Annotated in this window: 24 protein-coding genes; 14 read left to right on the top strand and 10 right to left on the bottom strand. The window is 72.2% G+C overall.

The annotated features are described in order from the left end of the window. Positions 1 to 36: 36 nt before the first annotated feature. Positions 37 to 1,407 carry a rhodanese-like domain-containing protein gene (locus ACGFWJ_RS00180; RefSeq protein ID WP_392943687.1) on the top strand — a complete coding sequence of 457 codons (1,371 nt, stop codon included), beginning with the start codon at positions 37 to 39 and terminating at the stop codon, positions 1,405 to 1,407. A gap of 131 nt (positions 1,408 to 1,538) precedes the next feature. Beyond that, positions 1,539 to 1,805 carry a metal-sensitive transcriptional regulator gene (locus tag ACGFWJ_RS00175; protein WP_043911727.1) on the top strand — a complete coding sequence of 89 codons (267 nt, stop codon included), beginning with the start codon at positions 1,539 to 1,541 and terminating at the stop codon, positions 1,803 to 1,805. Between the two features lie 212 nt (positions 1,806 to 2,017). On the opposite strand, the gene ACGFWJ_RS00170 is transcribed toward ACGFWJ_RS00175, so the two are convergent. From ACGFWJ_RS00170 to ACGFWJ_RS00160, 3 genes are all read right to left on the bottom strand, one after another. Then, positions 2,018 to 2,284 carry a metal-sensitive transcriptional regulator gene (locus ACGFWJ_RS00170; protein WP_043911730.1) on the bottom strand — a complete coding sequence of 89 codons (267 nt, stop codon included), beginning with the start codon at positions 2,282 to 2,284 and terminating at the stop codon, positions 2,018 to 2,020. Positions 2,285 to 2,373: 89 nt separating this feature from the next. Further along, the gene (locus ACGFWJ_RS00165; protein WP_392943684.1) at positions 2,374 to 3,261 is read right to left on the bottom strand and encodes a lysophospholipid acyltransferase family protein; all 888 of its coding nucleotides are present in this window, start codon (positions 3,259 to 3,261) and stop codon (positions 2,374 to 2,376) included. An 80-nt stretch (positions 3,262 to 3,341) separates the two neighbouring features. Next, positions 3,342 to 4,226: a GNAT family N-acetyltransferase gene (locus ACGFWJ_RS00160; RefSeq protein WP_392943682.1), complete on the bottom strand. Its 885-nt coding sequence runs from the start codon at positions 4,224 to 4,226 to the stop codon at positions 3,342 to 3,344. Between the two features lie 371 nt (positions 4,227 to 4,597). Between ACGFWJ_RS00160 and mptB the strand changes: the two genes are divergently transcribed. The 3 genes from mptB to ACGFWJ_RS00145 all read left to right on the top strand — a co-directional run bounded on the left by mptB (position 4,598) and on the right by ACGFWJ_RS00145 (position 8,574). Then, positions 4,598 to 6,001, top strand: a complete 1,404-nt coding sequence (gene mptB, locus ACGFWJ_RS00155; protein WP_392943680.1) for a polyprenol phosphomannose-dependent alpha 1,6 mannosyltransferase MptB — start codon at positions 4,598 to 4,600, stop codon at positions 5,999 to 6,001. Beyond that, positions 5,995 to 7,245, top strand: coding sequence for a glycosyltransferase 87 family protein (locus ACGFWJ_RS00150; RefSeq protein ID WP_392943678.1), 1,251 nt, complete (start codon positions 5,995 to 5,997; stop codon positions 7,243 to 7,245). Before mptB ends, ACGFWJ_RS00150 begins: the two co-directional genes overlap by 7 nt. A 222-nt stretch (positions 7,246 to 7,467) precedes the next feature. Beyond that, positions 7,468 to 8,574 carry a DUF4037 domain-containing protein gene (locus ACGFWJ_RS00145; protein ID WP_392945429.1) on the top strand — a complete coding sequence of 369 codons (1,107 nt, stop codon included), beginning with the start codon at positions 7,468 to 7,470 and terminating at the stop codon, positions 8,572 to 8,574. Positions 8,575 to 8,703: 129 nt separating this feature from the next. On the opposite strand, the gene ACGFWJ_RS00140 is transcribed toward ACGFWJ_RS00145, so the two are convergent. From ACGFWJ_RS00140 to ACGFWJ_RS00120, 5 genes are all read right to left on the bottom strand, one after another. Beyond that, on the bottom strand, positions 8,704 to 9,555 hold the full coding sequence (locus ACGFWJ_RS00140; protein WP_387633668.1) for a class I SAM-dependent methyltransferase: 852 nt from the start codon (positions 9,553 to 9,555) through the stop codon (positions 8,704 to 8,706). Between the two features lie 176 nt (positions 9,556 to 9,731). Beyond that, entirely contained in the window at positions 9,732 to 10,832 is a 1,101-nt protein-coding gene (locus ACGFWJ_RS00135) for a glycerate kinase (RefSeq protein ID WP_392943676.1), read from the bottom strand. 182 nt (positions 10,833 to 11,014) lie between these two features. Then, positions 11,015 to 11,875 carry a sugar phosphate isomerase/epimerase family protein gene (locus ACGFWJ_RS00130; RefSeq protein WP_392943674.1) on the bottom strand — a complete coding sequence of 287 codons (861 nt, stop codon included), beginning with the start codon at positions 11,873 to 11,875 and terminating at the stop codon, positions 11,015 to 11,017. Next, the gene (locus tag ACGFWJ_RS00125) at positions 11,872 to 13,020 is read right to left on the bottom strand and encodes a dihydrodipicolinate synthase family protein (protein WP_392943672.1); all 1,149 of its coding nucleotides are present in this window, start codon (positions 13,018 to 13,020) and stop codon (positions 11,872 to 11,874) included. Before ACGFWJ_RS00125 ends, ACGFWJ_RS00130 begins: the two co-directional genes overlap by 4 nt. Before the next feature lie 449 nt (positions 13,021 to 13,469). Next, entirely contained in the window at positions 13,470 to 14,621 is a 1,152-nt protein-coding gene (locus ACGFWJ_RS00120; RefSeq protein WP_392943670.1) for a Gfo/Idh/MocA family protein, read from the bottom strand. Between the two features lie 384 nt (positions 14,622 to 15,005). On the opposite strand from ACGFWJ_RS00120, the gene ACGFWJ_RS00115 reads away from it, so the two are divergent. Then, positions 15,006 to 16,040 carry a LacI family DNA-binding transcriptional regulator gene (locus ACGFWJ_RS00115; protein ID WP_392943668.1) on the top strand — a complete coding sequence of 345 codons (1,035 nt, stop codon included), beginning with the start codon at positions 15,006 to 15,008 and terminating at the stop codon, positions 16,038 to 16,040. 329 nt (positions 16,041 to 16,369) lie between these two features. Here ACGFWJ_RS00115 and ACGFWJ_RS00110 read toward each other — a convergent pair whose 3' ends face one another. Beyond that, positions 16,370 to 16,792, bottom strand: coding sequence for a MarR family winged helix-turn-helix transcriptional regulator (locus tag ACGFWJ_RS00110; RefSeq protein WP_387633655.1), 423 nt, complete (start codon positions 16,790 to 16,792; stop codon positions 16,370 to 16,372). Positions 16,793 to 16,916: 124 nt separating this feature from the next. On the opposite strand from ACGFWJ_RS00110, the gene ACGFWJ_RS00105 reads away from it, so the two are divergent. Beyond that, positions 16,917 to 17,765 carry an NAD(P)H-binding protein gene (locus tag ACGFWJ_RS00105; protein ID WP_392943666.1) on the top strand — a complete coding sequence of 283 codons (849 nt, stop codon included), beginning with the start codon at positions 16,917 to 16,919 and terminating at the stop codon, positions 17,763 to 17,765. 84 nt (positions 17,766 to 17,849) lie between these two features. Here the strand turns inward: ACGFWJ_RS00105 and ACGFWJ_RS00100 are convergent, their stop codons facing one another. Then, the gene (locus tag ACGFWJ_RS00100) at positions 17,850 to 18,425 is read right to left on the bottom strand and encodes a MarR family winged helix-turn-helix transcriptional regulator (protein ID WP_392943664.1); all 576 of its coding nucleotides are present in this window, start codon (positions 18,423 to 18,425) and stop codon (positions 17,850 to 17,852) included. Between the two features lie 403 nt (positions 18,426 to 18,828). Here ACGFWJ_RS00100 and ACGFWJ_RS00095 point away from each other — a divergent pair, with 403 nt between their 5' ends. The 7 genes from ACGFWJ_RS00095 (at position 18,829) to ACGFWJ_RS00065 (ending at position 26,583) form a co-directional block, all read left to right on the top strand. Next, a complete protein-coding gene (locus tag ACGFWJ_RS00095; RefSeq protein WP_392943662.1) occupies positions 18,829 to 19,878 on the top strand; it encodes an MFS transporter in 1,050 nt (349 codons plus the stop codon). Between the two features lie 141 nt (positions 19,879 to 20,019). After that, positions 20,020 to 22,320 carry a molybdopterin oxidoreductase family protein gene (locus ACGFWJ_RS00090; protein ID WP_392943660.1) on the top strand — a complete coding sequence of 767 codons (2,301 nt, stop codon included), beginning with the start codon at positions 20,020 to 20,022 and terminating at the stop codon, positions 22,318 to 22,320. Positions 22,321 to 22,326: 6 nt separating this feature from the next. Next, positions 22,327 to 22,944 (top strand): 4Fe-4S dicluster domain-containing protein, encoded by a 618-nt coding sequence (locus ACGFWJ_RS00085; protein ID WP_387633649.1) that lies wholly within the window; start codon positions 22,327 to 22,329, stop codon positions 22,942 to 22,944. Beyond that, positions 22,944 to 23,573 (top strand): ubiquinol-cytochrome c reductase iron-sulfur subunit, encoded by a 630-nt coding sequence (locus tag ACGFWJ_RS00080; RefSeq protein ID WP_392945427.1) that lies wholly within the window; start codon positions 22,944 to 22,946, stop codon positions 23,571 to 23,573. The genes ACGFWJ_RS00085 and ACGFWJ_RS00080 overlap by 1 nt, the downstream gene beginning before the upstream one ends. A 52-nt stretch (positions 23,574 to 23,625) precedes the next feature. After that, positions 23,626 to 23,988, top strand: coding sequence for a hypothetical protein (locus tag ACGFWJ_RS00075; RefSeq protein ID WP_392943658.1), 363 nt, complete (start codon positions 23,626 to 23,628; stop codon positions 23,986 to 23,988). A gap of 83 nt (positions 23,989 to 24,071) precedes the next feature. Next, positions 24,072 to 24,476: an SHOCT domain-containing protein gene (locus ACGFWJ_RS00070; protein WP_392943656.1), complete on the top strand. Its 405-nt coding sequence runs from the start codon at positions 24,072 to 24,074 to the stop codon at positions 24,474 to 24,476. 61 nt (positions 24,477 to 24,537) lie between these two features. Further along, a complete protein-coding gene (locus tag ACGFWJ_RS00065; RefSeq protein ID WP_392943654.1) occupies positions 24,538 to 26,583 on the top strand; it encodes a SpoIIE family protein phosphatase in 2,046 nt (681 codons plus the stop codon). Positions 26,584 to 26,609: the final 26 nt, after the last annotated feature.

Below are 26,609 nucleotides of genomic sequence, written 5' to 3'. Positions count from 1 at the left end.
CAGCCGTGACCGGCCGACGCAGAGATGAGGACATCCGTGTTCTTCGCCCAGTACTACCTCGAGTGCCTCTCCCAGGCCTCGTACCTGATCGCGGACGAGACCACCGGCCGCGCCGTGGTGATCGATCCGCGCCGGGACGTGGACGAGTACCTGGCGGAGGCCGAAGCGCGCGGCTTCACGGTCGAGGGCGTCATCAACACCCACTTCCACGCCGACTTCCTCTCCGGCCACCTCGAACTCGCCGACCGCACCGGCGCCTGGATCGGCTACGGGCAGCGTGCCGAGACCGAGTACCCGATCCGCAAGCTCGCCGACGGCGAGCGGATCAGCCTCGGCACCGTGGAACTGGAGATCCTCGAGACGCCCGGCCACACCCCCGAGTCGATCAGCGTCCTGGTCCGCGAGAACGCCGACGACACCGTCCCGTACGGCGTGCTCACCGGTGACGCCCTGTTCATCGGCGACGTCGGCCGCCCCGACCTGCTGGCCTCCGCCGGCGTCACCGCCGACGAGCTCGGACGGATGCTGTACGACAGCGTCCAGCGCAAGCTGATGGCGCTGCCCGACGACGTCCGGGTCTACCCCGCGCACGGCGCCGGCTCCGCCTGCGGCAAGAACCTGTCCACCGAGCTCCAGTCCACCATCGGACAGCAGCGCGCCACCAACTATGCGTGCGCGCCGATGACCGAGGACGAGTTCGTGGCCATCGTCACCGCCGGCCAGCCCGCCGCCCCCGGCTACTTCGGCTACGACGCCGACCTCAACCGGCGCGAGCGCGACCTGCTCGACGCCGCCGCGCTCGACACCCCGCTGGACGCCGAGACCTTCCTCGCCCGTCGCGCCGAGGGCGCCGTCGTCGTCGACGCCCGCGACCCGCTCGACTTCGCCGCCGGACACCTGGCCGGCGCCATCAACGTCCCCGCCGACGGGCGCTTCGCCGAACAGTCCGGCACCGTCCTCGACCCCGCCTGGACGCTGCTGGTGGTCGCCCCCGAAGGCCGCGAACAGGAGACCGTCACCCGCCTCGCCCGGATCGGCTTCGACCGCGTCGCAGGCCACCTCGCCGACCCCGAGACCACATTCCGCTCCGTGCCCGAGCAGATGCGCCAGGCCGCCCGCCGCACCGTCGCCGACCTGCGCACCGAACTCGCGGGCAGCGAGCCGCCGCTGGTCCTCGACGTGCGAGGCGGCGCGGAGCGCGACGGCGGACTGATCCCCGGCTCGATGCACCTCCCGCTGGCCGAACTCCCCAAGCGCCTGGCTGAGATCCCGCAGGATCGCGCCGTCGTCGTGCACTGCGCCGGCGGCCACCGCTCGTCCATCGCGGCCAGCCTGCTGCGCCACCACGGCCACCCGCAGACCTCCGACCTGCTCGGCGGCTACGGCGCGTGGGAGTCCGCAGTCTGACCGCCAACCACCGCACCACCCCGACCGGTGGGCGGGAATGCCCCGCCCACCGTCCTGGTTGATACCGGCGGGGGTATTACCGGCCCCACCCGGCACCCGCCGGGGAAGGCCCAGCACGAGGAGGAGACCCGATGCAGGTGGACGAGGCGGCCGTCGGCGCCGTACTGAACCGGCTGCGCCGCGCCCAGGGCCAACTGGCCGGCGTCATCGCCATGATCGAAGCCGGCCGCGACTGCAAGGACGTCGTCACCCAGCTCGCCGCCGTCTCCCGCGCCCTCGACCGGGCCGGCTTCAAGATCGTCGCCAGTGGCATGCGTCAGTGCATGGCCGAGGCCGAGGAAGGCGGCGCCCCCATGAGTGAGGCGGAACTCGAGAAGCTCTTCCTCACCCTCGCCTGAGCGGCGTCCTGCGCTTCTGGTGCCGGTGCTTTCGGTGCTTTTGGCTGGGCACGCCGCTTGTGAACGAACCCCGGGTGCGCTGTGGTCGCGCCTGGGGTTCGTGCGTGTGCGGGGCGGGGCTGCCCGGATTCGATCGGATCGGTTCGGTCTGGTTCGAATCGGTTTGGATCGGTCTGAGCTGGTTCGGATCTCGACCGGTTTTGCGGTGTCGGCTATGCCAGGGTGAGGAAGAGCTTCTCCAGCTCGGCCTCGGTCATCGGGGGCGTGTTCTCGTCGGCGGAGGCGAGGCATTGACGCATGCCGCTGGCGAGAATTTTGAAGCCGGCCCGGTCGAGGGCGCGCGAGACTGCGGCGAGTTGGGTCACCACGTCCTTGCAGTCGCGGCCGGCCTCGATCATCGCGATCACGCCGGTCAGTTGGCCCTGGGCTCGGCGCAGCCGGTTCAGCACCGCGCCGACGGCCTCCTCGTCCACCTGCATCGAGCACTCCTCGCCTTCTCTGAACTCGCCCGATCATACGGGAGCCGTACGGTCGTACCTGCCGCCGTGGTCGTGGGCGGGCTGGTCGGTCAGTGTGCGGCGCCCGCTCGGGGCCGCAGAACGTCCTCGCGGTCGGGTACGAGGACCGGCTGCTCGGACGGGTGGGCGGACGGGTCGGCCGGCCGCTCTGAGGGGTCGGCCGGCCGCTCTGATGGGTGGGCTGCGGTGGTCGGGACGGTGCAGGCCGCGCAGTCGGGGATGTCGAGGTGGCGCCGCTGGTCCACCACCCGCTGGGCGGCGGCGGCCAGTTGGCGCCGGCCGGGGAACAGCGCGGGCGGCAGCTGCGGCAGGAACTCGACCTCGGCGGCCAGGCCACGAACCGAGACGACGCGCCACAGCGAAGGCAGCAGCCCGTCCTCACCGACGAAGGCCGGCGCGGTACTCGGACCCGCCGCCGTGCGGTAACGCAGCACCAGCGGTTGGACGGGGACGTCGGCGCGCACCGCCGCCTCGAACAGGGCCGGGCGGAACCGTCCGCCGACGCGCCCGCACCAGGTACTTCCCTCCGGGAAGACCACCACCCGCTCGCCGCAGCGCAGCGCCGTCGCGATCTCGTCGACCGTGCCGGGCAGTGCGCGCAGCCGCTCCCGGTCGATGAAGATGGTGCCGCCCCAGGAAGTCAGCGGGCCGAGCACCGGCCAGCGGCCGACCTCGGTCTTGGCCAGCATCCGGCCCGGACGGACGGCAGCGACCAGCGGAATGTCCAGCCACGAGATGTGGTTCGACACCACCAGCGAACCACCAACCTGCTTGCCCGGAACGCCGATTGGCCGCACTCGCACCCCCAGCGAGGCCAGCAGCAGCCGCGCCCAGCAGCGCACCAGGCGCTCGGTCGGCAGCCACCGCAGTGCCCGCACCGCGGGCGTTGCAACGACACCCGCGAGCAGGACCGTCGCGCAGCCGGCCAGTCGCAGCATTCGGTGCGCGACCCCTGCGCGCGGTTCGGGGACCGTCACGCAGGCGCCGGGCGTGCATGGCGCGGTCGGCAGCCAGGCGCTCATGCCGCGGTCGCCGTTCTGGCCGAAGTGGCGTTCGTGCTGCGGGAGTTGTCGGTTTTGCTGGTGCCGCTGGTGATGGTTGAGATCGGCAGGTCCGCCGCTGCGGACAGGAAGTGCCGGAGGTAGCGCGGGTCGGTGCGCTCCAGCGACAGCAGGACGTACAGGTCCGCCACGTTGAAGTCGGGGTCGAACGCGGGCTCGCCGCACACCCACGCGCCGAGGCGCAGGTAGCCGCGTAGCAGTGCCGGGATCGGGGTCCGCCCCTGCCGGGCCACCCCGTCCGCCGACCACGGACGCAGGGGGGTGACTCGATACTCCTGCGGCGCAAGGTACTTGGCGGACACCGCGTCCCACACTCCGGCGGCGGCGGTGCCACCGTCGGACAGCGGGACCGAGCAGCAGCCAGCCAGCCACGCGTTGCCGGTGGCCGTCATGTAGCGGGCGATGCCGCCCCACATCAGGTTGATGACCGCGCCGTTGCCGCGGTGCGCCTCGGCGATGCAGGACCGGCCGACCTCCACCAGGCCGTCCCGCAGACCGCCGAGCCGGCCCAGGTCGAACTCGGTGTCCGAGTACAACCTGCCCGCGCGGCGCGCCTGTTCGGGACGCAGCAGTCGGTACGTGCCGACCACCTCGCCGCTCGACTGCTCGCGCACCAGCAGGTGGTCGCAGAACTCGTCGAACGGGTCCGCGTCCAGGCCCGGCAGCGGCGACTCCAGCACCGCCCCCATCTCCTGCGCGAACACCTGGTGCCGCAGCCGCTGCGCGGCGCGCACGTCCTCCGCGGTCCGGGCGAACACCAGTTGGTACGACGGCTGTTGGCCCGCCACGGCGTGGGTGTTGGTCGAGGGTGACTGGGCAGGGCGGGCGGAGGTGGTGGCCATGGCTGACTCTCCGGGGTCTCGGGGCGCGATACGGTGGCGGCGAACAGCACGGGACGACACGCGACGACACGACGCCCGCTGCCGGTCCGCCGGTTCGCCGGTCGGGCGGCGCCGGTCAGAAGCGGCATGGGTATGTCTCCCCGACCCGACTGGCCCTCAGGTGGACGTCCGACGGAGATCAGATGTGCACATGCTGAATGGCCGGTTCGGCGAACGGAGTTCACCGATTTGGGGTGTGGCGGGGCGGTGGCGGAGCAGGCCGGGGGTGGGGTGGGTCGGTGGGTGGCCGGCTCTCTCCGGACGCCCTGTGGTCATCCGCCGGACGCGAGCCGGTCGTCCGGTCGCCACACCGTTCTGTCAGCCTTCCCGGCATGCCGAACACGGGCGTGAACGCCTACCCGAGCCGGTACCGGTGGCTCGGGCTCCTGGGTTCGCTCGCTCTGGCCGTCGGGGCCCTCAGCGCAGGCGCTCGGTCCGCCGCTGACACCGGCCCTGCGCTGCGTGCTTCTGGCGGTGCGGGTACCGTGCTGGTGTTCGCGGGGCTCGCCGTTCTTGTCGCCGCCTGGCTGTTGATGGGGCGACCCGTTGACGGTCAACCGCCGCCCAGTGAGCGCTGGTTGAACGTCACGCTGATCTGGTGGGTCGCCCCGCTGCTGCTCGTGCCTCCGCTGTTCAGCCGTGATGTCTACAGTTACCTTGCCCAAGGTGCCATGCTCGCCCACGGTTTGGACGTCTACACGCACGGGCCGGCCGACCTCGGCGGGCCAACAGCCGTACAGATACCGCAGGTTTGGCAGCACACTCCCGCTCCCTACGGTCCTGCCTTCCTGCTGGTGGCCCGGGCCGTCGCTCCGCTCGCCGAACACCCGTGGGTCGGAACGGTGGTGCTGCGGCTGGCTGCTGTTCTCGCCGTTGCCGCGATTGCCGCCCTGCTGCCCGCGCTCGCCCGCGCGCTCGGCGTCGATCCGGCCGCCGCGTTGCGTCTGGGGGTGCTCAATCCGCTGGTGTTGGTCCACCTGATCGCCGGTGCGCACAACGATGCGCCGGCGCTCGCCCTGCTGCTCGGCGGCCTGCTTGCCGCCACTCGGCGGCGTGCTGTGCTCGCCGCCGCCCTGGTCGCCCTGGCTGCCCTGGTGAAGGCCCCGGCCGCGCTCGCTCTGCCCGTGGCGTGCCTGGTCGCTGCTGCGGATCGTACTTGGCGGGCCCAACTGTGGACGGGCGCACGGGCTTTGGGGGCGGCCGCCGGCACGGTGATTGCCTTCACCGCCGTTGCGGGCACCGGTTGCGGATGGATCTCAGCCCTCACCACCACGGCCACCAACTCCAGTTGGTCACTCACCAGCAGTCTGGGCCGACTGGCCGCCGATATCGCAGGCACCGCTCCGGAGGGTGCGGTCAATGTCGCCCGGTTGCTCGGGATCGTCCTCGCGGCAGCTGCTATTGCCGTGTTGGGGTGGAGAGTTGTCGGGCGGGGGAGCGAGCCGGTGGCTGCCCTGGCGTTCGCGTTTGCCGTCCTGGTTGCCCTCGGGCCGGCCTTCCGGCCGTGGTACGCGTTGTGGGCAGTGCTTCCCGCGGCGTTCGCCGTTCGTGCAGCGGGTGTCCGGAGGGTCGTCGAACTTGCCTGCGTGGTCCTGGTGTTCGTGGTGATGCCGGACGGGTTCAGCCCGGACGGTGCGGAACTGGTGCTCGCGGGCGGCGGATTGGGGATCGGGGTCGGAGTCGTGGCGGCTGCGGAGCGCGGGATCTCGGTCCGTGAAGGGCAGTTGGCGTGCTGACGCGGGGAACGACCGTCGCCAGGGTCGTGGTCCTGGGGGTCGCCGTGGTCGTTACCGCCCTGGTCCTGGCGGTCATTCCTGGGCATCGCGGCTGGTTCGACATCGGGGTGTACTACGGCACGGTGCGGCACTGGTTCGAGACCGGGCAGCTCTATGACTACGTCCGCCCCGGCGCGGCCTACGGGTTCACCTACCCGCCGTTCGCCGCGGTCTGCATGCTGCCGATGCGCCTGTTCGGCTGGCATCCGGCGATCGCGGTCGGTGTCGTTCTGTCCGCCGTCGCGACCGCCCTCCTGCTGTACTGGCTGGTCGATCCGATCGCGCGGCGGCGCGGCTGGTGCCGGTGGTACGCGTTCGGGCTGGCGGCCTGTCTGTGCGGTCTCAGCAACCCGGTGCGCGACACTTTCAGTTTCGGTCAGGTCAACCTGCTGCTGGTCGCCCTGGTCTTCGCGGATCGGCAACTTGCCGACAGCCGTTGGAAGTTCATTAGCGGGGTCGGCATCGGACTGGCCGCCGCGATCAAGCTCACCCCCGCACTGTTCATCGTCCACCTGCTGATCACCCGCCAGTGGCGTGCCGCCGGGACCGCCACCGTGACCGCGCTGGGCGCCACCGGGCTGGGGTTTCTGATCGGTCCCGAGGTCTCCCGGCAGTTCTGGACCGCCACCCTCTGGGACACCGACCGCGTCGGCGGCTTCGCCAACATGTCCAACCAGTCGCTGCAGGGCCTCATCGCCCGCCTCGGACCTCAACTCCCGGGCCGGGCACTGTGGGTGGCCGCCTCGCTCGCCGTCCTCGCCATCTGGGCGCACCGCCTGCACCGGGCCACCCGGGCCGGTGACACCCTCGCCGCCTACAGCCTCACCGGCCTCGCCTGCTGCCTGGTCAGCCCGATCACCTGGGTGCACCACCTGGTGTGGGTGCTGCCCGCGCTGGTGGTCCTTGCCGAGGTTGCGCTGCGCGAACGCCGCCGCGGCCTGCTCACCGTCAGCTGGCTGCTCCAACTGGTCATCTCCAGCGGCATGGTGTGGCTCTGGCACCCCGACGGGCGCACCCCCGGCACACTGTTCGGCGGCAGCGCCTACGTCCTGCTGACCTTCACGCTCCTGGTCGCCATGCCAATTCGCGACCGCCCCGACGAGCCGTTCAAGGGGCTTGCGGCCGAGGCGCACGTCGCCGATCCGGCCACCGCTTCCGAACCTCGCCCGGGGCGGCCCGACAAACGCCCCGCCGCCGTCGGCTGAACTGCTCGGTCGCGTTGATGTCCTGACCTCGCCCAGGGCGGCCCGACAAACGCCCCGCCGCCGTCGGCTGAACCACTCGGTCGCGTTGACGTCCTGACCTCGCCCAGGGCGGCCCGACAAACGCCCCGCCGCCGTCGGCTGAACTGCTCGGTCGCGTTGATGTCCTGCCGGCAGGGCGATATGCGATGGACCACGGCGCTGCTCGCTGCCAAGGTGGGCGGCATGATCACGCCGGAGCCGCCGTTCGTGCCGAGACTCGAACTTGCCGCAGCACTGTACGAGGACGCAGTCCGACCCCTGCTGGAAAGCGCTTACCCGCGGCTGCGTTTCGCCGCTGCGCGAATCGGACCGGGCTCCGAAGTGCTCGGCTTCGACACCGCCCGCTCCGCCGACCACGACTGGGGGCCGCGCCTTCAACTCTTCCTCACCCCCGAGGACGCCGAGCGGCACGGCCCGGCCATCACCGCACTGCTCGCCGAACGCCTGCCCCCGCAGATCCGCGGCTGGTCCACCCACTTCCGTGCCACCGGCGACCCGCGCAACCCCGTCAGCCACCTCGAACCCGCCACCGCCGGCGCCGTGGACCACCGCGTCACGGTCCACCACCTGCCCGGCTGGCTCACCACCCAGCTCGGCCCCCGGGCCGCCGCCTGGGCCGACACCGATCCCACCACCACCGACTGGCTCGCGCTTCCGCAGCAGAAACTCGCCGAACTCACCGCCGGCATCGTCCTGCGCGACGACCACGGCACCGTCACCGCCGTCCGCCGACGCTTCCGGTGGTACCCCGACCAGCTGTGGCGATACCTGATGGCCTGCCAGTGGCAGCGCATCGCGCAGGAGGAAGCGTTCGTCGGCCGCTGCGCCGAGACCGGCGACGAACTCGGCGCCGCCGTCGTCGCCGCCCGCCTGGTCCGCGACCTGATGCGGCTCACCCTGCTGCAACATCGTTCCTTCGCGCCGTACAGCAAGTGGTTGGGGCAGGCGTTCGCGCGCCTGCCCGCCGACCCCGTCCTCGGGCCGGCTCTGCGCGCCGTCCTCGCCGCCACCGATCTGTGCGACGCGTACGAGTCCGCCGCCCGCGCCCACAACGCGCTGGCGCTCACCGAACCGTTGGACCCGACGCGGCGCCCGTACCACAGCCGCCCGTACCTGGTCCTGCACGCCGACCGCTTCGCCCGCGCCCTCCAACGTACCGTCACCGAACCGGAGTTGCGCGAACTCCCGCTGACCGGCGCCGTCGATCAGTGGGCCGACAGTACCGACCTTCTCGCCCACCCGGCGGCCGTTTATGCGGCTGTTGATGCCCTGGCCGGAGAGGTGCGCTGACCGTTCGGGCGACGGCCTCCGTCCGAGTGACCGCAGCGTCGGGACGGCCCAGCGGATTCGGTGGGCCGTTCGGGTTTCTTCCGGCGCTGGAGTCAGGTTCGCCGCCCGGCGGTGTTCGGCGGTGGGGCTTCAGGACGGGCGGGAGGCGCGCAGTGAGTAGACCAGCGGGAGGCGGGGGCCGGGCGGCAGGAAGAAGTGGCCGTGCGCGTGTTCGTGCAGGAACTCCAGGTGCAGGCCGGCCGCTGCCAGGGCGCTGACCACGTCGCCGATTCCGTGCCGCCACTGCACCGTGCGGGTCGCGGTCATCGTCGCGTCCCGGTCGGCGTAGCTGCCGGGCTCGTCCACGACGGCCGGCGCGCGGTCGAAGTAGTCCTCCACCACAGTGCGGCCGTCCTCCGCGACGAGTTCGGCGACCGGGTGGAACTCGGACAGGTACACGAAGCCGCCCGGGCTGGTCAGTGCCGCCACCGTGCGTGCCCAACGTGCAAGGTCCGGAAGCCAGTTCAGCGCTCCCATGCCCGTGTACACGATGTCGAAGGTTTCGCCGCCGAGGGCCTCCACCGCCCCGTACACATCGGAGGTGACGAAGCGCGCTGAGTCCGTCCCGATCCGCTTCGCGAGCTGCGCGGCCTCCACGAGCGCCGGCTCGGAGAAGTCCAGCCCCGTCACCAGCGCGCCGCGACGCGCCCACGAAAGGGTGTCCAGGCCGATGTGGCACTGCAGGTGCAGCAAGCGCTTTCCAGTGACGTCCCCGAGCTCCGCGAGCTCGAAGTCCCGCAGCACTTCGGCGCCGGCCACGAACGCCGGGACGTCGTAGAACGCACCGCCGACATGGACCGGCACCCGCTCGTCCCAGTTCGCGCGGTTGGCCGTTGCCCAGTCCGTCCAGTCCGCGGCGGGCGTGGTCGGGGCGGGCGTGGTCGGCGCGGGCGTGGCAGGGGTGGCCGGTGCGGACTGTGGGTCGTCATGGAAAGTAGACATGACGACTTATCCTTCCGGGCCGCCGACAGCAGGTCAACGGGATATCGGGCAGGTGGGAGGAGGGTTCACTCGGCCGGTCGGCCGGTCGGCCGGTCGGCCGGTCGGCGGGGCGGCCGGTCGGCGGGGCGACGGGTCGGCGGGTCGGCGGGTCGGAACGGGTGGTCGGGGACGGCGGATCAGGACTGCGAGGCTGTCCACCGGTCCGCGAGCGTCGCCCCGGCGCGGTGCAGCCAGTGGGCCGGCTCGGCCCGGGCGGCGGATGCGGAACCGGCCAGCGAGGAGAGGGTGAGCACCTCGGCGGCAGTCGACTCGCCCGCCACCACGTTGGACGGAACGCCCGCCGCCTCGGCCAGGCGCACCACCTCGCCGACGGCCTTGCCCTGAAGACTTGTCGCGTCGTACCGGCCCTCGCCGGTGATCAGCAGATCTGCTGACGCCAACATGTCGGGCAGCCCGAGGAGTTGGGCAACCGCTGGTGCGCCCGGTTCGACCACCGCGCCCCAGCCTGCAAGCAGCCCGTAGCCCGTTCCGCCTGCCGCACCTGCACCGGGGTGCGAGGGGTCGGCGCCCATCAGCTCCGCCAGTCTCGTCAACCTGCGCTCCAGCAGCGGGAGTTCGTCCTTGCCGGCGCCCTTCTGCGGCCCGTACACCGCCGCCGCGCCGCGTTCGCCGAGCAGCGGATTGGTCACATCCGTGAGCAGCACCACCCCGCCGGGCGGGGCGAAGCGGATCCGTGAACGGTCGAAGGTGGCGGCAACCTCGAGTGCGGCATCGAGCTTTGACGCAGCGTCAGCAAGCTCTCCGCCTTCGTCGTCCAGCAGGCGGGCGCCGAGAGCGGACAGCAGTCCGAAGCCGCCGTCGGTGGACGCCGAACCGCCGAGGCCGATCAGCAGCCGGGTCGCACCGGCGTCCAGAGCGGCGGCAATCGTCTCGCCGGTGCCCCGCGTGGTCGCCGTCAGCGGGCGCAACTCGTCTCCCAGCAACGGGAGTCCACTTGCCACCGCCAGCTCGACCACCGCCGTGCCGTTCGGCAGCAGTGCGAACTGCCCGCACACCGGCCGACCGTCCGGGCCGGTCACGTCCGGGACGTCGATCAGCCGCGCGCCGGGGCTGGCGGAGACGATGGCCGCGAGCGTCCCCTCCCCGCCGTCGGCCATTGGCGCGCACCGTACTTCGTCCGCCGGCCGGACCGAACGCCAACCTGCGGCCAGTGCCTCGGCGGCATCCGCCGCGTCGATCGTCCCCTTGAACGAATCCGGCGCCACGACGATTCGCATCCGCCCACCTCCGCCTCTCTCGATCACGATCTCGACCCACTTGCCCGTTTCCGGCTCCCGCGCCCGGTTTCCAGCCCCGGCGCGGCACCACTCAACCGGACCGGGCCGCGCGCCCACCACTGCGACACGACAGGGGCGGCGGACCGGCCGGTGACCCTCCGGCCCGCTCGCGCCTGCCTTGGTCAGTGGCGCACGATGTGCGTGCGGTGGCGCTCCTTCACGGTGGCGAGGGTCTGTTCGCCCGGGGTGTGCCAGACCGCCTCGTTGAACAACTCGACCTCGATCCAGCCGTCGTAGCCGGCGGCGGCCACCCGGTCGGTCAGCCAGCCGAAGTCGATGTGCCCGTCGCCGACGTGCCCGCGGCCCAGCAACGCGTCCGCGGGCAGCGGCAGCGTCCAGTCGCACACCTGGTAGGAGGCGATCCGGCCACCGGCGCCGGCCCGTGCGATCTGCTGCTCCAACTCCGGGTCCCACCAGACGTGGTAGCTGTCCACCACGACACCGACCTGCTCGGCCGGATGGGCCTCAGCCAGGTCGAGCGCCTGGCCCAGGGTGGAGACCACCGCCCGGTCCGCGCAGAACATCGGGTGCAGCGGCTCGATCGCCAGCCGGACTCCGAAGTCATCGGCGTGCGGCGCGAGTTCGGCGATCATGTCGGCCACCTGGCGGCGGGCCCCGATCAGATCCCGGCTGCCGGCCGGGAGGCCGCCCACCACCAACACCAGGGTGTCGGTGCCGAGTTCGGCCGCCTCCTCGATCGCCGCCAGGTTGTCCGCGAACGCCGCCCGACGCGCCGCCTCGTCGCCGGCCGTCAGGAACCCGCCCCGGCACAGGCTGCTCACCGCGACACCCGCGTCCCGGCACAGCCGCGCCGCCCGGGCCAGACCCGCCTCGGCGACCTTGTCCCGCCACAGACCGATCGCCGGAACTCCGGCGTCCACGCAGCCCCTTACCGCCTCCTCCAGACTCCAGCCCTTGGTGGTGATCTGGTTCAGCGACAGCCGCTCGCACCCCTCGGCCACCTTCAGCCCTGCCGAGCTCATGCCCGCACCCCCGCCAGCGCCAGGAACTGCCGCATCCGACCGGCCGCCAACTCCGGATCGCCCAACACCCCGGCCACGTCCGCCAGTCGGAACAGCTCCACCAGGTGGTTCACCGAACGGCCGCTCTGCGCACCGGCCACCATGGTGAAGTGGTCCTGGTGCCCGCACAGCCACGCCAGGAACACGATGCCGGTCTTGTAGTGGAACGTCGGCGCCGCGAACAGGTGTCGCGCCAGCGGCACCGTCGGGCCGAACAGCGCGTCGTAGCGCGCCAGATCACCGGCGTCGAGCGCCTGCAGAGCAGCCGCCGCGACCTCCGCGATCGGGTCGAACACGCCCAGCAGCGCGTCACTGTGCCCGACCTCGTCACCCCGTACCAGCTCCGGGTAGTTGAAGTCGTCGCCCGTGTACATCCGCACCCCGGACGGCAGTTCACGCCGCAGCGCGATCTCCCGGCCCGCATCCAGCAGCGACACCTTGATGCCGTCGATCCGCCCCGGGTGGCTGCGGATCAGTTCGAGCACCGTCTGCGCGGCCGCATCCAGATCCGCCGAGCCCCAGTAGCCGGCCAGCGCCGGATCGAACATCTCGCCCAACCAGTGCAGAATCACCGGCCGTTCGGCCTGCTCGACCAGCTTCCCGTACACCGACAGGTAGTCCTCCGGACCGCGCGCCGACGCCGCCAGCGCCCGGCTCGCCATCAGGATCGGCTGCGCACCCGCCGCCTCGACCACCGCCAGCTGCTCCTCGTACGCCGCCGACACCTCGGCCAGCGAGACGTCGACGGACGTCAGTTGGTCGGTGCCCGCGCCGCATGCCAGCCGACCGCCGACGGACTTCGCCTCCGCACCCGATCGGGCGATCAGCTCCTGGGTCGCGGCCCAGTCCAGGCCCATCCCGCGCTGTGCGGTGTCCATCGCATCGGCGACACCGAGGCCCAGCTCCCAGAGCCGGTGCCGGAACTTGAGTGTTCCCTCCCAGTCCACGGCGGCCGGCGCGCCGGGCGCGTTCCCGCCCAGCGGATCGGCAACCACGTGGGCGGCCGCGAACGCCACCCGGGACGAGGCCGGCCCCGACGGGGCGGCGAGCGCCACGGGCTCGCGCAACTGGTACCGGCCGATGCCGGGCAGATCGAGATGAGTCATGGTGTCAGGCCTTGAGGTCGGGCGATCGCGGGGATCGAGGGAGGGGTGGGGTGGGGTGGGGTGGGGTGGGGTGGGGTGGGCGGAGAGGGGGGTGTCGGTGGGTGGGTGCGGAGAGCGGCCGGCCGGGTGGAGGAGATCATCTACGCGGAGATGATCCCTGCATAGATCAACTCAACCGCGTGACAGAAAATGACCGCTTGCGGCGCGCGGGCGCCAGGCGCCGGCCCGGGGGGCGCGAGGGATGGGCGAGGGATGGGCGAGGGAGGGGCGGGGGAAGTTGGGCGGGGCGGCGAGGGCGCGCCGGACCGTGCAGCCCCGTCCGGCCGCATGGTCGCGCCCGCCGCCCGCCGCCCGCCGCCCGGTACCGGGGGCCCCATGCCCAGCACCCAGCGCCCGCCACGCGGCGCCCGCCACGGGGCGCGAGGCGCGAGGCGCAGGGTGTCAGTGCGTCAGAGGCTGAGCTCCGGCACGTCCAGCCGCCGGCCCTCGCGGGCCGAGCACAGGCCCAGTTCGGCCAGCTGCACGCCCTTGGCGCCCTCGAGCAGGTCCCACTGGTACGGCGCGCCGGTCACGACGTGCTTGAGGAACAGTTCCCACTGGATCTTGAAGCCGTTGTCGAACTCGGCGTTGTCCGGCACCTGCTGCCACTGCTCGCGGAACTGCTCGGTGGCCGGCAGGTCCGGGTTCCACACCGGCTTCGGGGTCGAACCGCGGTGCTGGATCCGGCAGTTGCGCAGCCCGGCGACCGCGCTGCCCTCGGTGCCGTCGACCTGGAACTCCACCAGTTCGTCCCGGTCCACCCGGACCGCCCACGAGGAGTTGACCTGGGCGACGATCCCGCCCTCCAGCTCGAAGACGCCGTACGCCGCGTCGTCGGCCGTCGCCGGGTACGGGCGGCCCTGCTCGTCGACCCGCTGCGGGATGTGCGTCGCGGCGTGCGCGTACACCGAGCGGACCGGGGCGATGATGCCGTCCAGCACGTAGCGCCAGTGCGGGAACATGTCGAGGATCATGCCGCCGCCGTCCTCGGCGCGGTAGTTCCAGGAGGGACGCTGGGCGTCCTGCCAGTCGCCCTCGAACACCCAGTAGCCGAACTCGCCGCGCACCGACAGGATGCGGCCGAAGAAGCCGCCGTCCACCAGGCGCTTGAGCTTCAGCAGGCCCGGCAGGAACAGCTTGTCCTGGACCGCGCCGTTGCAGACGCCGGCGGCCCGGGCCAGCCGCGCCAGTTCCAGCGCCGCGTCGAGCGATTCGGCGGTCGGCTTCTCGGTGTAGATGTGCTTTCCGGCCGCGATCGCCGTCTTGATCGCGGACTCGCGGGCCTGGGTGACCTGCGCGTCGAAGTAGATCTCCGCCAGCGGGTGGGCCAGTGCTTCGTCCAGCGAGGTGGTCCAGTGCGACAGGCCGTGTCGCTTCGCCAGTTCCTCCAGCTTGGCGGCGCTGCGCCCGACCAGGATCGGCTCCGGCCACAGCACCTGGCCGTCGCCCAGCGGCAGGCCGCCCTGTTCGCGGATGGCCAGGATCGAGCGCACTAGGTGCTGGCGGTAACCCATCCGGCCGGTGACGCCGTTCATGACGATGCCGATGACCCTGCGGGACATGGGTGGGGTCCTTTCCGTGGGCGGAGGTGGTGGAGGCTCCGTCGATCGGACGGCGGGAGGGTCGGAAAGCGCTTACCGCGATGGCCACGGGGGGACCGCGAGCGGTCGCGGGAAAGCGCTTTCCAACTCCCTGCGGTCGCTCGGCAGGTCGCCTGGTCGAGAGTCGGAGCGGGGTGGTGCAGAAGCTTTGTGCGGGCAACTGGAAAGCGCTTTCCACGCCGGCCGTCGAAGGCCCTTGGAAAGCGCTTTCCATGCGCCGAGGCTAAGCGGCCCGCCCGCCCCGGTCAAGGCGTTGTGGTCGGCTCGGTCAACCGAGCGGGGCTGGGCGGTAACCTGTCCCTCGATCATCGGCGAGCAGGGCGCGGGGAAAGCGGGGAGTATCGGGTGGCTGTCACTCTCGGGGATGTGGCGCGGCACGCTGGTGTCTCGCTGGCCACCGCCTCCCGGGCCCTGAACGGCTCGGCGCGGTCGGTGACGGAGGAGTTGTCGGCGAAGGTCCGGGCGAGTGCCGAGGCGCTCGGCTACCTCCCCAACGCGCCGGCGCAGGCATTGGCCAGGTCGTCCGGCGCGACGATCGGGGTGCTGCTGCACGACGTGGCCGACCCGTACTTCGGCGGGATCGCGCGCGGGGTCGGCGACGCCGCCGCCCGGGCGGGCCTGCTGTCGCTGGTGACCAGCACGGACGGCGACCCCCGGCGCGAGCTGGAGGCGATCCGGATGCTGCACGCGCACCGGGTCCGGGCGATCATTCTGGCCGGGTCGGCGTACAACGACACCGCGGTGATCCAGCAGCTGGACGAGGCGCTGGCCGCGTACCAGGAGCAGGGCGGCCGGGTGGCGGCGATCACCGACCACGGTCCGCTGTACGACACCGTCGAGGTGGACAACAAGGCGGGCGCCGCCGCGCTCACCCGCGCACTGGCCCAACTCGGCCACCGCCGCTTCGCGGTGATCACCGGCCCCGAGCGGATGCGGGTCGCCGAGGACCGCCTCGACGGGGTCCTGGACGCGCTGCGCGAGCTCGGGCTGGAGGCGGGCGAAGGGATGGTCCGGCGCGCGGAGTTCACCCGGGAGGGCGGTCGGGCCGCGATGGCGCGGATCCTGGACGTCGCCCAGGAGAGTGGAACTCCGCTGCCCACCGCCGTGATCGCCCTCTCCGACATCTGCGCCGCGGGCGTCCTCGCCGAACTGCGCGACCGCGGCATCTCCGTCCCCGGCGACGTTTCCGTGGCCGGCTTCGACGACATCCCGTTGGCGACCGACCTGGCTCCGGCCCTGAGCACCGTTCGCCTGCCGCTCGCCACGATGGGCGAGTTCGCGGTCCGGCTGGCCCTTCGCGAGGGTCGCGAGACCGACACCAGCACGGCCTCCGCGGAGGTGGTGCTGCGGGACAGCACGGCCGCGCCGAGGGCCGACTGACGGTGGATCTGGTGGCCGGCTGACGTCCGGGTCAACAAGGTGTCCCGGGCGCTGGTTCGTAACCCAGCGTTCGGGTCAACAAGGTCTCCCGGGCGCTGGGTTACGAACCGAACGGCACCACGTGGGACACCCGCCGCGGTGAGGCCGCGCCGATCCGGCGCTGGCGGCTGACGCGCGAGATGTGGGAGCGAACCCGCCGCGAGGACATCGAACTGGTCGGCGTGAAGGAGTGCCTCCCGGCGCTGGGGCTCGGCTGACAGTCTCCGGGCGATCCTGATGAATTCGCCTGTGAGGCTGGATGGTTGGGGGTGGTTGGGGGCGGCGGGCGGTCAGGCGAGGAGGTCGGCCGCTGCCCGGTGGATCTTGGTGAGGGCGCTCAGCAGGTGTTCGCGTTCGGCGGGGGTGAGGTCGGCCATGACCTGTTCCTCCATGGCGCGGCGTTCGGCCTCGATCGGTTCCTGAAGGGCGCGGCCCGCGTCCGTGAGTCGGAGGCGGACCAGGCGGTTGTCGTGGTCGTCGCGGTGGCGGGTGAGGAGTCCGGCGGTGGCCATCCGGGTGGCCATCTTGACCACGGTGGGCGTGGTGACGTTGAGCGCGGCGGCGATCTCGCCGGGGGTGCGGCCGTCGCGTTCCCACAGGGCGGCGAGCAGGTGGTTCTGTCCGAGGTGGAGGCCGTGGCGTCGCATGGCGCCGTCGGCGAGGGCCCGGAGTGCCTTCGAGGTCTTGCCGTGCAGGTCCAGGAACTCGGGCATCGCGGCCTCCGGTGGGGTGTCGGTACGCGCAACAGGGCGATGCGACAGGTCGATTGACGGCTAATCAGTTCCTGGCTAACGTTCTCGCCGGATCGCTAGACGGCTAACGTCCCCAGGGGGATTGATGATACTGATCACCGGCGCGACCGGAAACATCGGACGGGAACTGGTCCACGCCCTCGACGCGGCGGGCGCCGAGCTGCGCCTGCTGGTCCGCGACCCGGACCGGGCCGCCGCACTGCCCGCGCGCGCCGAGCGTTTCGTCGGGGACCTGGGCGAACCGTCCACGCTGGCGGCCGCGTTGAGAGGTGTTGAGGGGATGTTCCTGCTCACGCCGGGCATCGGTACCGCGCACACCGCGTACGCCGTTGCCGCTGCCGAGGCGGCGGGGGTGCGTCGCCTGGTGCACCTCTCGTCCGCGAACGTGCTGGGTGATCCGATGCCCGCCATGGGCCGCTGGCACCACGAGCGGGAGGAGATCGTGCGCGGCAGCGGCATACCGGCGACGATCCTGCGGCCCGGCGGATTCATGACCAATGCCCTGGAGTGGGTGGAGACGATCCGCGCGGAGGGTTACGTGCTGGACCCGGTCGGCCCGGGCCGCTTCGCGCCGGTCGATCCCGCTGACATCGCCGCCGTCGCCGCCCTGGTCCTCACCGAGGACGGCCACGAAGGCGCGGAGTACGTGCTGACCGGTGGTGAGTGCCTGACGGTGGCCGAGCAGGTCCGGATTCTTGCCGGGGTGACCGGACGTCGGATCGAGGTCCGGGCGGCGAGGACGCCCGCCGAGGCGGTCCGGGCCCGCTTCCCCGGCGGGGTGCCGCAGGCGCTGGCCGATGCCATCGTCGAGGGGTTCACGCTGATGCGCGCCGACACCGTCGGGCTGCGAACCGACACGGTGGAGCGGCTGCTGGGCCGTGGGCCGGGGAGCTTCGCGGCCTGGTGTGCGCGCAACGCGGACGCGTTCCGCTGAGCTGCTCCGGTCGGCGTCGAAGTGCCGTGGCTCCGGTCGGCGTCGAAGTGCCGCGGCGCCGACCGGAGTTGGTTGACGACGGAGTCAGGAATGCCCGGCGGCGAGGTACTGCTCCAGGTGCTGCTGGTTGACGACCAGACGCAGGCACAGGTGCCGGAACTGGGCGAGTTCCTCGGGGGCGAAGCCGCGGAAGACGGCGGACATGGCGCGCTGGGTGGGCAGGCGGAAGGCGTCGAGCCAGTCGCGGCCGGCGGGGGTGATGGTGACGCGGACGGAGCGCCGGTCCTCGGGGTGCTGGACGCGGCGGGCGAGGATTTCGCGTTCCAGGGTGTCGACCAGGCCGGTGACGTTGCGGGAGCTGACGCCTGCCGCGCGGGCGAGTTCGCCGATGGTGAGGCCGTCCGGGTCGGCGTTGCCGAGCCGGGTGAGCAGGTCGAGGGCCCCGGAGCTGAGGCCGCGGCCGCCGGCGCCGTGGGCGCGCAGGCGGTCGATGGACTGGGAGGCGGAGCGGACGGCGGCGGCGGCCTCCAGCGCGAGGGTGTCGTCGTCCAGGGCGAACGCGCGCATCGAGCTGCGTACGCCGGGGTCGTAGAGGTGGCCGTCGGAGTCCTCGGTGAGGGCGGGCTCGGGGGCGGGTGAGTTATGTACGTCCTTCAACATGAAGCAGTACCTTAATTGCTGCCGCCGGTTCGGTCCAGGCCTGGTCGGGCCTGATGTCCGTTCAATCCGGCGGCAGCGAGCGCGCGTTGCCCGCTCGACCGTTCGGCGCAGCGACGCGCCGCCGACGGCGCAGTTGGGCGCGCGGGGTGGTGGAGGCGCTCGTTAGCGTCCGAGGGCAGGAGGGTGTCAGGGGCTGGATGCCGGACGCCCGATCGACCATCGGATCGAGTCGAGCGCTAGGAGAGTGCGCGTGGCCGCGACACCGCCGCCCCCCGAGGGACCGGTCGGGGGAACGGGGGGCAGTTCGGCCGGGGGGACAGGGGGCGCGGGGGGAGCCGGCGGTGCAGGCCGTACCGGGGGCGAGCCGCCGCCGTACCGAGGGGGCTCCGCGCGGGCGGACGACGTGCAGCCGGTCGGGCTCGAGCCGGCCGGCCGGGCGTCGATGGTGGCGGGGGCGGCGAGCGTGCTGCTGATCGCGGCGATCCTGCTGGGCAGCCGGGAGTTGCGGGACTTCGACTCGGCGCTGGTGCCGTACGCGGTGGCGTCGGTGTTCCTGACCTTCGGCGTGGTGTACCGGTACATGATGTGGATCTCCGCCCCGGCCGCCCGCCGGCTGTTCCGGGAGGGCTGGAGCGTCGCCCTGTCCTGGGAGAACCTGAAGCGCTCGCCGACCGCGCTGCCGAAGATGGCGGCCACCTACCTGGGCTTCCAGAAGTTCCTCGGCGCCCGCTCGCACGCCCGTTGGGTGGCGCACCAACTCATTTTCTGGGGCTGCCTGTTGGCGGCATTCATCACCTTCCCGCTGACCTGGGGTTGGTTCACCTTCACCTCCTCCAGCGCGGCCGGGCCGGGCTACGAGATGCGGCTGTGGGGGGTGAAGCTGTTCGGCTTCGACTCGGGCGGCTTCTTCGGCTGGGTGCTGTACCACGGGCTGGACCTGGCGGCGGTGATGGTGATCAGCGGTGTCGGCTACTTCCTGTGGCGGCGGGTGCGGGACCGGGCGGCGACCACCGGCCAGCGGTTCGGCTACGACTTCGTCCCGCTGCTGGCGCTGCTCACCATCTCGGTGACCGGCCTGCTGCTGACCTTCTCCGAGATGTTCCTGCACGGCGGCGGCTACGAGTTCCTGGCGATCCTGCACATGGCATCGGTGGTGCTCACCCTGGTGTACCTGCCGTTCGGGAAGTTCTTCCACATCGTGCAGCGGCCCGCCGCGGTCGGCATGCAGCTGTTCAAGTACACGGCGCGGCGCAAGGGTTCGGACGCCGAGGAGCTGCGGGCGTGCCGCCGCTGCGGGCAGCCGATCGACACCGTCGCCGCCGTCGACAACCTGCGCGCCACGATGCGCGACCTGCGGCTCGGCTTCGACGAGTGGGCCGAGTACTGCCCGCGCTGCAAGCGGGTGCTGCGCGGCACCGCCTACCTGTCGACCGTCAAGCGAGGGTTCAAGTGAGCGCCGGCATCGAGCGAGGGTTCAAGTGAGCGCCGGCATCGAGCGAGGCTTCAAGTGAGCGCCGGCATCGAGCGAGGCTTCGAGTGAGCGCCGGCATCGAGCGAGGGTTCAAGTGAGCGCCGCCGTCATGGGAGGGTTCAAGTGACCGCCGAGCACGTCCCGTTGGACCCGAGTGTCGCCCCGCTCGGGACGCGCAACTTCCGTGACGCGGGCGGCCTGCCCGCCGCCGCGTGGCGGGCCGACCAGGGCGAGCAGACCCTCGTTCCCACGCACTGCTGCTTCTGCGGCGTGCAGTGCGGGATGTACCTGCGGGTGGACGGGCACGGCAAGGTGTTCGGGGTGGAGCCGCGCAACCACGACATCAACCGAATGCGCCTGTGCCCCAAGGGAATCAACGCCTACCAGCAGGTCAACCACCCGGACCGGCTGACCGCCCCGCTGCTCCGCCGGGACCGCAACCAGCCGCTGCGGGAGGTGAGTTGGGACGAGGCGCTGGACTTCACGGTGGAGCAGATCAACCGGATCCAGCGCGAGCACGGCCGGGACGCCTTCGGGATGCTCGGCGGGGCCAGCCTGTTCTCCGAAAAGACCTACCTGGTGGGCAAGTTCGCGCGGGTCGCGCTGAAGACCCGGCACGTGGACTACAACGGCCGGCTGTGCATGGTGAGCGCCGCGGGCGCAAACAAGCTGGCGTTCGGCATCGACCGGGCGGCCAACCCGTTCGCCGACATCCTGCAGACCGAGTGCCTGCTGCTGGTCGGGGCGAATGTCGGCGAGTGTTTCCCGGTGCTGACCCAGTACGTGTGGGGCGCCCGCGACCGCGGCGCGACGCTGATCGTGGTCGACCCGCGGGAGACCGCCGTCGCCCGCACCGCCGACATCCACGTGGCGCTCAAGTCCGGTACGGACGCGGCCTTTTTCAACGCGGTGCTGCACGTGATCGTCGAGGAGGGGCTGACCGACGAGGCGTTCCTGGCGGCGAACACCACCGGCTGGGAGGAGGTCAAGGCCACCGTCAAGGAGTACCCGCCGAGCCGGGCCGCCGAGATCTGCGGCGTCCCTGCCGAGCAAGTCGTCCAGGTGGCAAGGGCGTTCGGCCGGGCGCGGCGGGCGATGGGCTGGCACGCGCGCGGCATCGAGCACCACACCCAGGGCGTGGAGAACTGCCTGACCGTCATTAACCTGTGCACCGCGACCGGCAATCTGGGCCGCCCGGGCGCCGGTTACGGCACACTGACCGGTCAGGGCAACGGGCAGGGCGGCCGCGAGCACGGCCAGAAGTCCGACCTGCTGCCCGGCGGCCGTTCCATCAACGACCCGGCGCACCGCCGGCAGATCGCCGCGATCTGGGGCATCGAGGAGTCCGAACTCCCGCCCGCCGGAACGTCGATGACGGAAATGGTCTGGCAGATGCAGCGCCAGGAGATCCGCGGCCTGATCGGCGTCTGCAACAACCCGTTCGTCTCGCTGCCCAACTACGCGGTGGTGAAGGACGGTTACGACAAGCTGGAGTTCCACGCCCAGTTCGACTTCTTCCTGTCCGAGACCGCCGCCAACGCGCACGTGGTCTTCCCCGTCACCAGTTGGGCCGAGGACGAGGGCGTGATGGCGAACGCCGAGGCCCGCGTCGTCAAGCACAACAAGGCCCAGGAGCCCCCCGAGGGCGTGCGCACCGACACCTGGGTGATGTGCGAACTCGCCCGACGCCTGGGCGTGGGAAGCAAGTTCGCCTTCGAGGACTCGCGCGAGGTCTTCGACGAGCTGCGCCGCGCCTCGGCCGGCACGGTGATCGACTACTACGGCATCACCTACGACCGGCTGGAGCGGACCGGCGGCCTGGTGTGGCCCTGCCCGGGCATCGAACACCCGGGAACGCCAAGGCTGTTCGAGGACGGCAAGAGCTACCACCCGGACGGGAGGATCCACCTCCAGGTGGTCGAGTGGCACCCGCCCGCCGACCCGTACGACGACGACTTCCCGATGACGCTGACCACCGGCCGCACCGTCGCGCACTACCTGTCGGGCAACCAGACCCGGCGGCTGGGCGCGCTGGTCGAGCAGACGCCGAGGCCGTGGGTGGAGGTGCACCCGTCGCAGGGATTCCGCAACGGCGAGCCGGTGCGGGTGATCACCCGGCGCGGCAGCGCGGTGCTCCCGGCCCTGGTCACCGAGGCGATCCGGCCCGATCACGTGTTCGTGCCGTACCACTGGCCGTACCCGGTGGCCGCCAACCAGCTGACCATCGACGCCCTCGACCCGCGGTCGAAGATCCCCGAGTACAAGGTGTGCGCGGTACGGATCGAACGCGCCCGCACCGTCGAGCCGGTGCCCGCGCCGCCCGCCCCGCCGGGCCGCGAGGCGTACCCGGAGGCCCAGGTGTCGCGCACCGACCCGCTCCCGCCGACCTCGCCGCAGGGCCGCGGCACCGGAGAGAGGGGCTGAACCACCATGCTGGGACGCACCATCTTCATCGACCCCGGCCGCTGCATCGGCTGCCAGGCCTGCGTGTCGGCCTGCCGCGAATGCGACTCGCACCGCGGCAAGACGATGATCCACCTCGACTACACCGACGAGGGCCACACCGTCGCCTCGCTGCCCACCGTCTGCATGCACTGCGAGGACCCGGTCGCCCCCTGCGCCGAGGTCTGCCCCGCCGAGGCGATCCTGATCACCGCGGACGGAGTCGTCCACGAAGCCGACCCGACCCGGTGCATCGGCTGCGCGAACTGCGTCAACGCCTGCCCGTTCGGTGTGCCCAAGATCGACCTGGCGGCGAAGCTCCAGATGAAGTGCAACCTGTGCTACGACCGCACCTCGTACGGCCTGGCCCCGATGTGCGCCACCGTCTGCCCGACCGGCGCGCTGTTCTACGGCACCGCCGAGGAGTTGCAGGCGGAACGGCCCGGCGTGGAGGTCTCCACCGAGTTCGTGTTCGGCGCCACCACCGTCTCCACCGGCGTCGCCATGGTCGTCCCGCCGGAGCGCCGGGCACCCGTCCCCGGCGGGACGCTGAACCTGATCGAGGTCAACGGGCGGCCCACGCCCGGGAACGGAGCGATGGCGTGATCAGCCCCGTCGGCCCGTCCGGGCCGGGCGGACCCGAGGACGCCCACCAGGCCGAGCAGGACGCGCTGCGCGAGCGGATCAGCGCCGACTCGCTCACCACCCGCCGCGACTACCTGCGGATCGTCGCCACCGTCTCCGGCGGCCTGGTGGTCGGCTCCGCCGCCGTCTCGGCCGGCGCGCTGCACCGGCACGGCGACGGCATCGCCGCCCCGCTGAAGGTCGCCGACCGGCTCGAACGCGGGCAGGCGGTCAGCTTCGAGTACCCCGGCGAGGACGACCGGGCGATGGCGATCCGACTGCCCGACGGCACCGTCGTCGGCTACTCCACCATCTGCACCCACCTCGCCTGCGGCGTCCTCTGGCGACGCGACCAGGGCACCGACGGAGACCTCTACTGCCCGTGCCACGAAGGGAAGTTCGACGCCCGCACCGGCGCGGTGACGGCCGGCCCGCCACCCCGGCCGCTGCCCAAGGTGGTCATGGTCGAGGACGCCCAGGGCGCGGTGTGGGCGATCGGCACCGCCCGCTCCGGCGAGGACGAGCAGGCGGGCCTGTGCCGGGGCCTGCGCGACCGCAACCCGGCACTGGCCGACGCCGCCGGGTGCCTGGGCAGGGCGAGCGGCAAATGACCATGAACGAGAGAGAGTTGACGATGTATCAGGTCGAAGCACGGGGCGAGTGGTGAGCGAGGGCCACTTCCCGGAGGGCTACCACCCCGGCAGTGACGAGCCGCGCCTCAACCGGCCCGTCCATGAACGCTATCCGCAGCTCCGGCCGACCTCCGGCTACGCCGATGCCCGGGTCACCGCCACCGGACCCGGCCCCGGCGCGGGCACCGACCAGCAACCGGAACGCTCCGCGATCCTCTCCGCCCGCGTCGCCCTCGGCATCACCGTCGTCATCGGCCAACTGTGGGCACTCACCGTCGCCACCAACGCCTGGATGCGCGGTGAGGTCGCCACCGCATGGTGGTCCACCGGCTTCAGCGCCGCGTCCTTCCTGGTGGTCCTGCTCGCCTGGCGGATCTCGCCGGGCGACCGCTGAGCGCACCCGGCGGCGGAGCGCTGACATGCGGCGCCCGGAATGTGGTGATACCTCTCGAAAGGACCTGTGGAAGGGAGCCCACGATGGACAATTACCCGGCGCTCAACCTGTTCTGGACGATGTTGTGGCTGTTCCTCTGGATCCTCTGGTTCTTCCTGCTGTTCAAGGTGATCACCGACATCTTCCGCAGCCACGACCTGAGCGGCTGGGGCAAGGCCGGCTGGACCGCCCTCGTCATCCTGCTGCCCTACATCGGCGTACTGGCCTACCTGATCGCCCGCGGCAACTCCATGGGCAGTCGCGACCGGGCGCTCGCCGCACAGGCGGAGGGCGAGTTCCAGGACTACATCCGCAAAGCCGCCGGCACCGAGCAGCAGAACGCCGGGCCCCGGCACGTGGACGAACTCGCCCGGCTCGCCGACCTGAAGAACAGCGGCGCCATCTCCGAGGACGAATTCCGCGCGGCGAAAGCCAAGTTGCTCGCCTGAGTGCCGCAGACCCCGCAAGCCAGAGACCCCGCCGGCAGGCGGGCGGGAGGAGGCCGGCGCGGTGCCGGACACGCCACTGACACCCGAGGTGTTCGACCGCGCCATCGTGGCGATCGCGCTGACCGCGGGGACCGACCACCGACTGGTGTACGTCAACGACGCGTTCCGCGACCTGTTCGGCGACCGGCAGCTCGGCGACCCGGCCCGCGAGGTGTTCACGGAGCCGGGCGCCGAACGCTTCGTCGCCACCCTCGACGCCGTCCTCAGCGACGGCACCGCCCGGCAGGTCACCGCGCCGCGCACCCTCGCCTGCCCGGACGGCGGGACCGTCCACCGGCACTTCGTCTACTCCTGCTCACCCGCCGGTACCCCGTCCGGCCCCGGCATCCTCACCGCCGCCATCGACACCACCGCCGAACTGCACTCCGCCCTGGAGACCGAACGCCTCTCCGTCGAACGGCTGCAGGCACTGCGGCGCTACGAGGCACTGATGGCCGCCACCTCCCAGATGGTGTGGCTGGTGCACGCCGACGGCACCGCCGACGAACTCGTCCCCGGCTGGGAGGCCCTCACCGGCCGGCCCTTCCCCGAAACGGCCGGCAACCGCTGGCTGGACGTCGTCCACCCCCAGGACCGCGACCGGCTCGCCACCCACTGGGCCGCCGCCGCCCGCGAACTGCCCACCGCCTTCGAGCACGTCTTCCGGGTACGCGGCGCCGACGGCGGCTACCGGCACGTCCGGGCCCGCGCCGTCCCCATCGTCCGCGACGACGGACCCGCCGAATGGATCGGCACCACCAGCGACATCGAGGACCAGTGGCGCAACCGGCTGCGCGAACGGCTGCTCGCCCGGGCCGGCGCCGTCACCGAGGCCGAACGCGCCGACGACGCCTTCGCCGCGCTCGCCGCCACCCTCGTCCCCGAACTCACCGACGTGTGCGCCGTCTACCTGCTGCGCGAACCCGACGCCGCCGGCGGAGACGTCGTCGCCACCCGGATCGCCTCCGTCGCCCGCCCCGGACTGCCCCCGCTGCCACCCATCAACCGGCAGACCTACACCCTCGGCGCACGCGCCCGGAAAGCGGTTTCCGACCGCACCCCCATCGTGCTCGAATTCGCCGACGGCAACGTCCCCCGCGGCAGCATCCCCGAAATCTCCGCCCGCTGGCTGGAACGCGCCCACGCCACCAGCCTCACCCTGCTGCCCATCGTCGTCGACGGCGCCGTCGTCGCCCTCGCCGCCACCGCCGACTGCGAAGGCGCACCCCCGCCCGGACCCGCCGACATCGACCTCCAGCGGGAAGTCCTGCAACGCGCCCAGGCCCCGCTGCGCCAGGCCCTCGCCCTGCAACGCGCCCGGCACACCGCCGTCGTCCTGCAACGCGCCATGCTCACCACCCCGCCCACCGTCGGCGGCGCCGCCCTCGCCGGCCGCTACCGCCCCGGCAGCCGCAACGCCGAAGTCGGCGGCGACTGGTACGACGCGTTCACCCTCCCCGACGGCGCACTCGCCATGACCATCGGCGACGTCGCCGGCCACGACCTCGCCGCCGCCACCGTCATGGGCCAACTGCGCGCCATGCTGCGCTCCATCGCCTTCACCCGCCCGCACGGCCACACCCCCGCCGACACGCTGCGCGAACTCGACACCGCCGCCGAAGGGCTGGGCGTCGGCAGCTTCGTCACCGCCGTGCACGCCCGCCTCACCCGGCACGGCGCCGACGGCGCCTGGGAGGTCGAGTGGACCAACGCCGGGCACCCGCCGCCCGTCCTGATCCCCGTCACCGGCCCGCCCCGGCTGCTGACCGGCGAGGACGCCGACCTCCCGCTGTGCGTCGACCCGCGCCGCCCCCGGGTCACCCACCACGACCCGCTGGGCCCCGGCGAGACCCTGCTGTTCTACACCGACGGCCTGGTCGAAGTCCCCGGCGAAGACCTCGGTGACGGCATCGCCCGCCTCTGCCGGGCCGCCGCCGACGCCCGCCACCGCCCGCTCGACGACCTGTGCGAGTACCTGGCCGGACGGGTCGCCGACGTCCGCGACGACATCGCCCTGATCGCCTTCCGGCCCACCACGCTCGCCGGCACCGCGGACCGGCCACGATGAGCGCGGCGGGCCGGGGCGGCAGGGAC

Source organism: Kitasatospora sp. NPDC048407 (genome assembly GCF_043200475.1).
Lineage (GTDB): Bacteria > Actinomycetota > Actinomycetes > Streptomycetales > Streptomycetaceae > Kitasatospora.
Note: the sequence above shows the minus strand (reverse complement) of the source record. Positions and strands in the feature narration are given on the sequence as shown.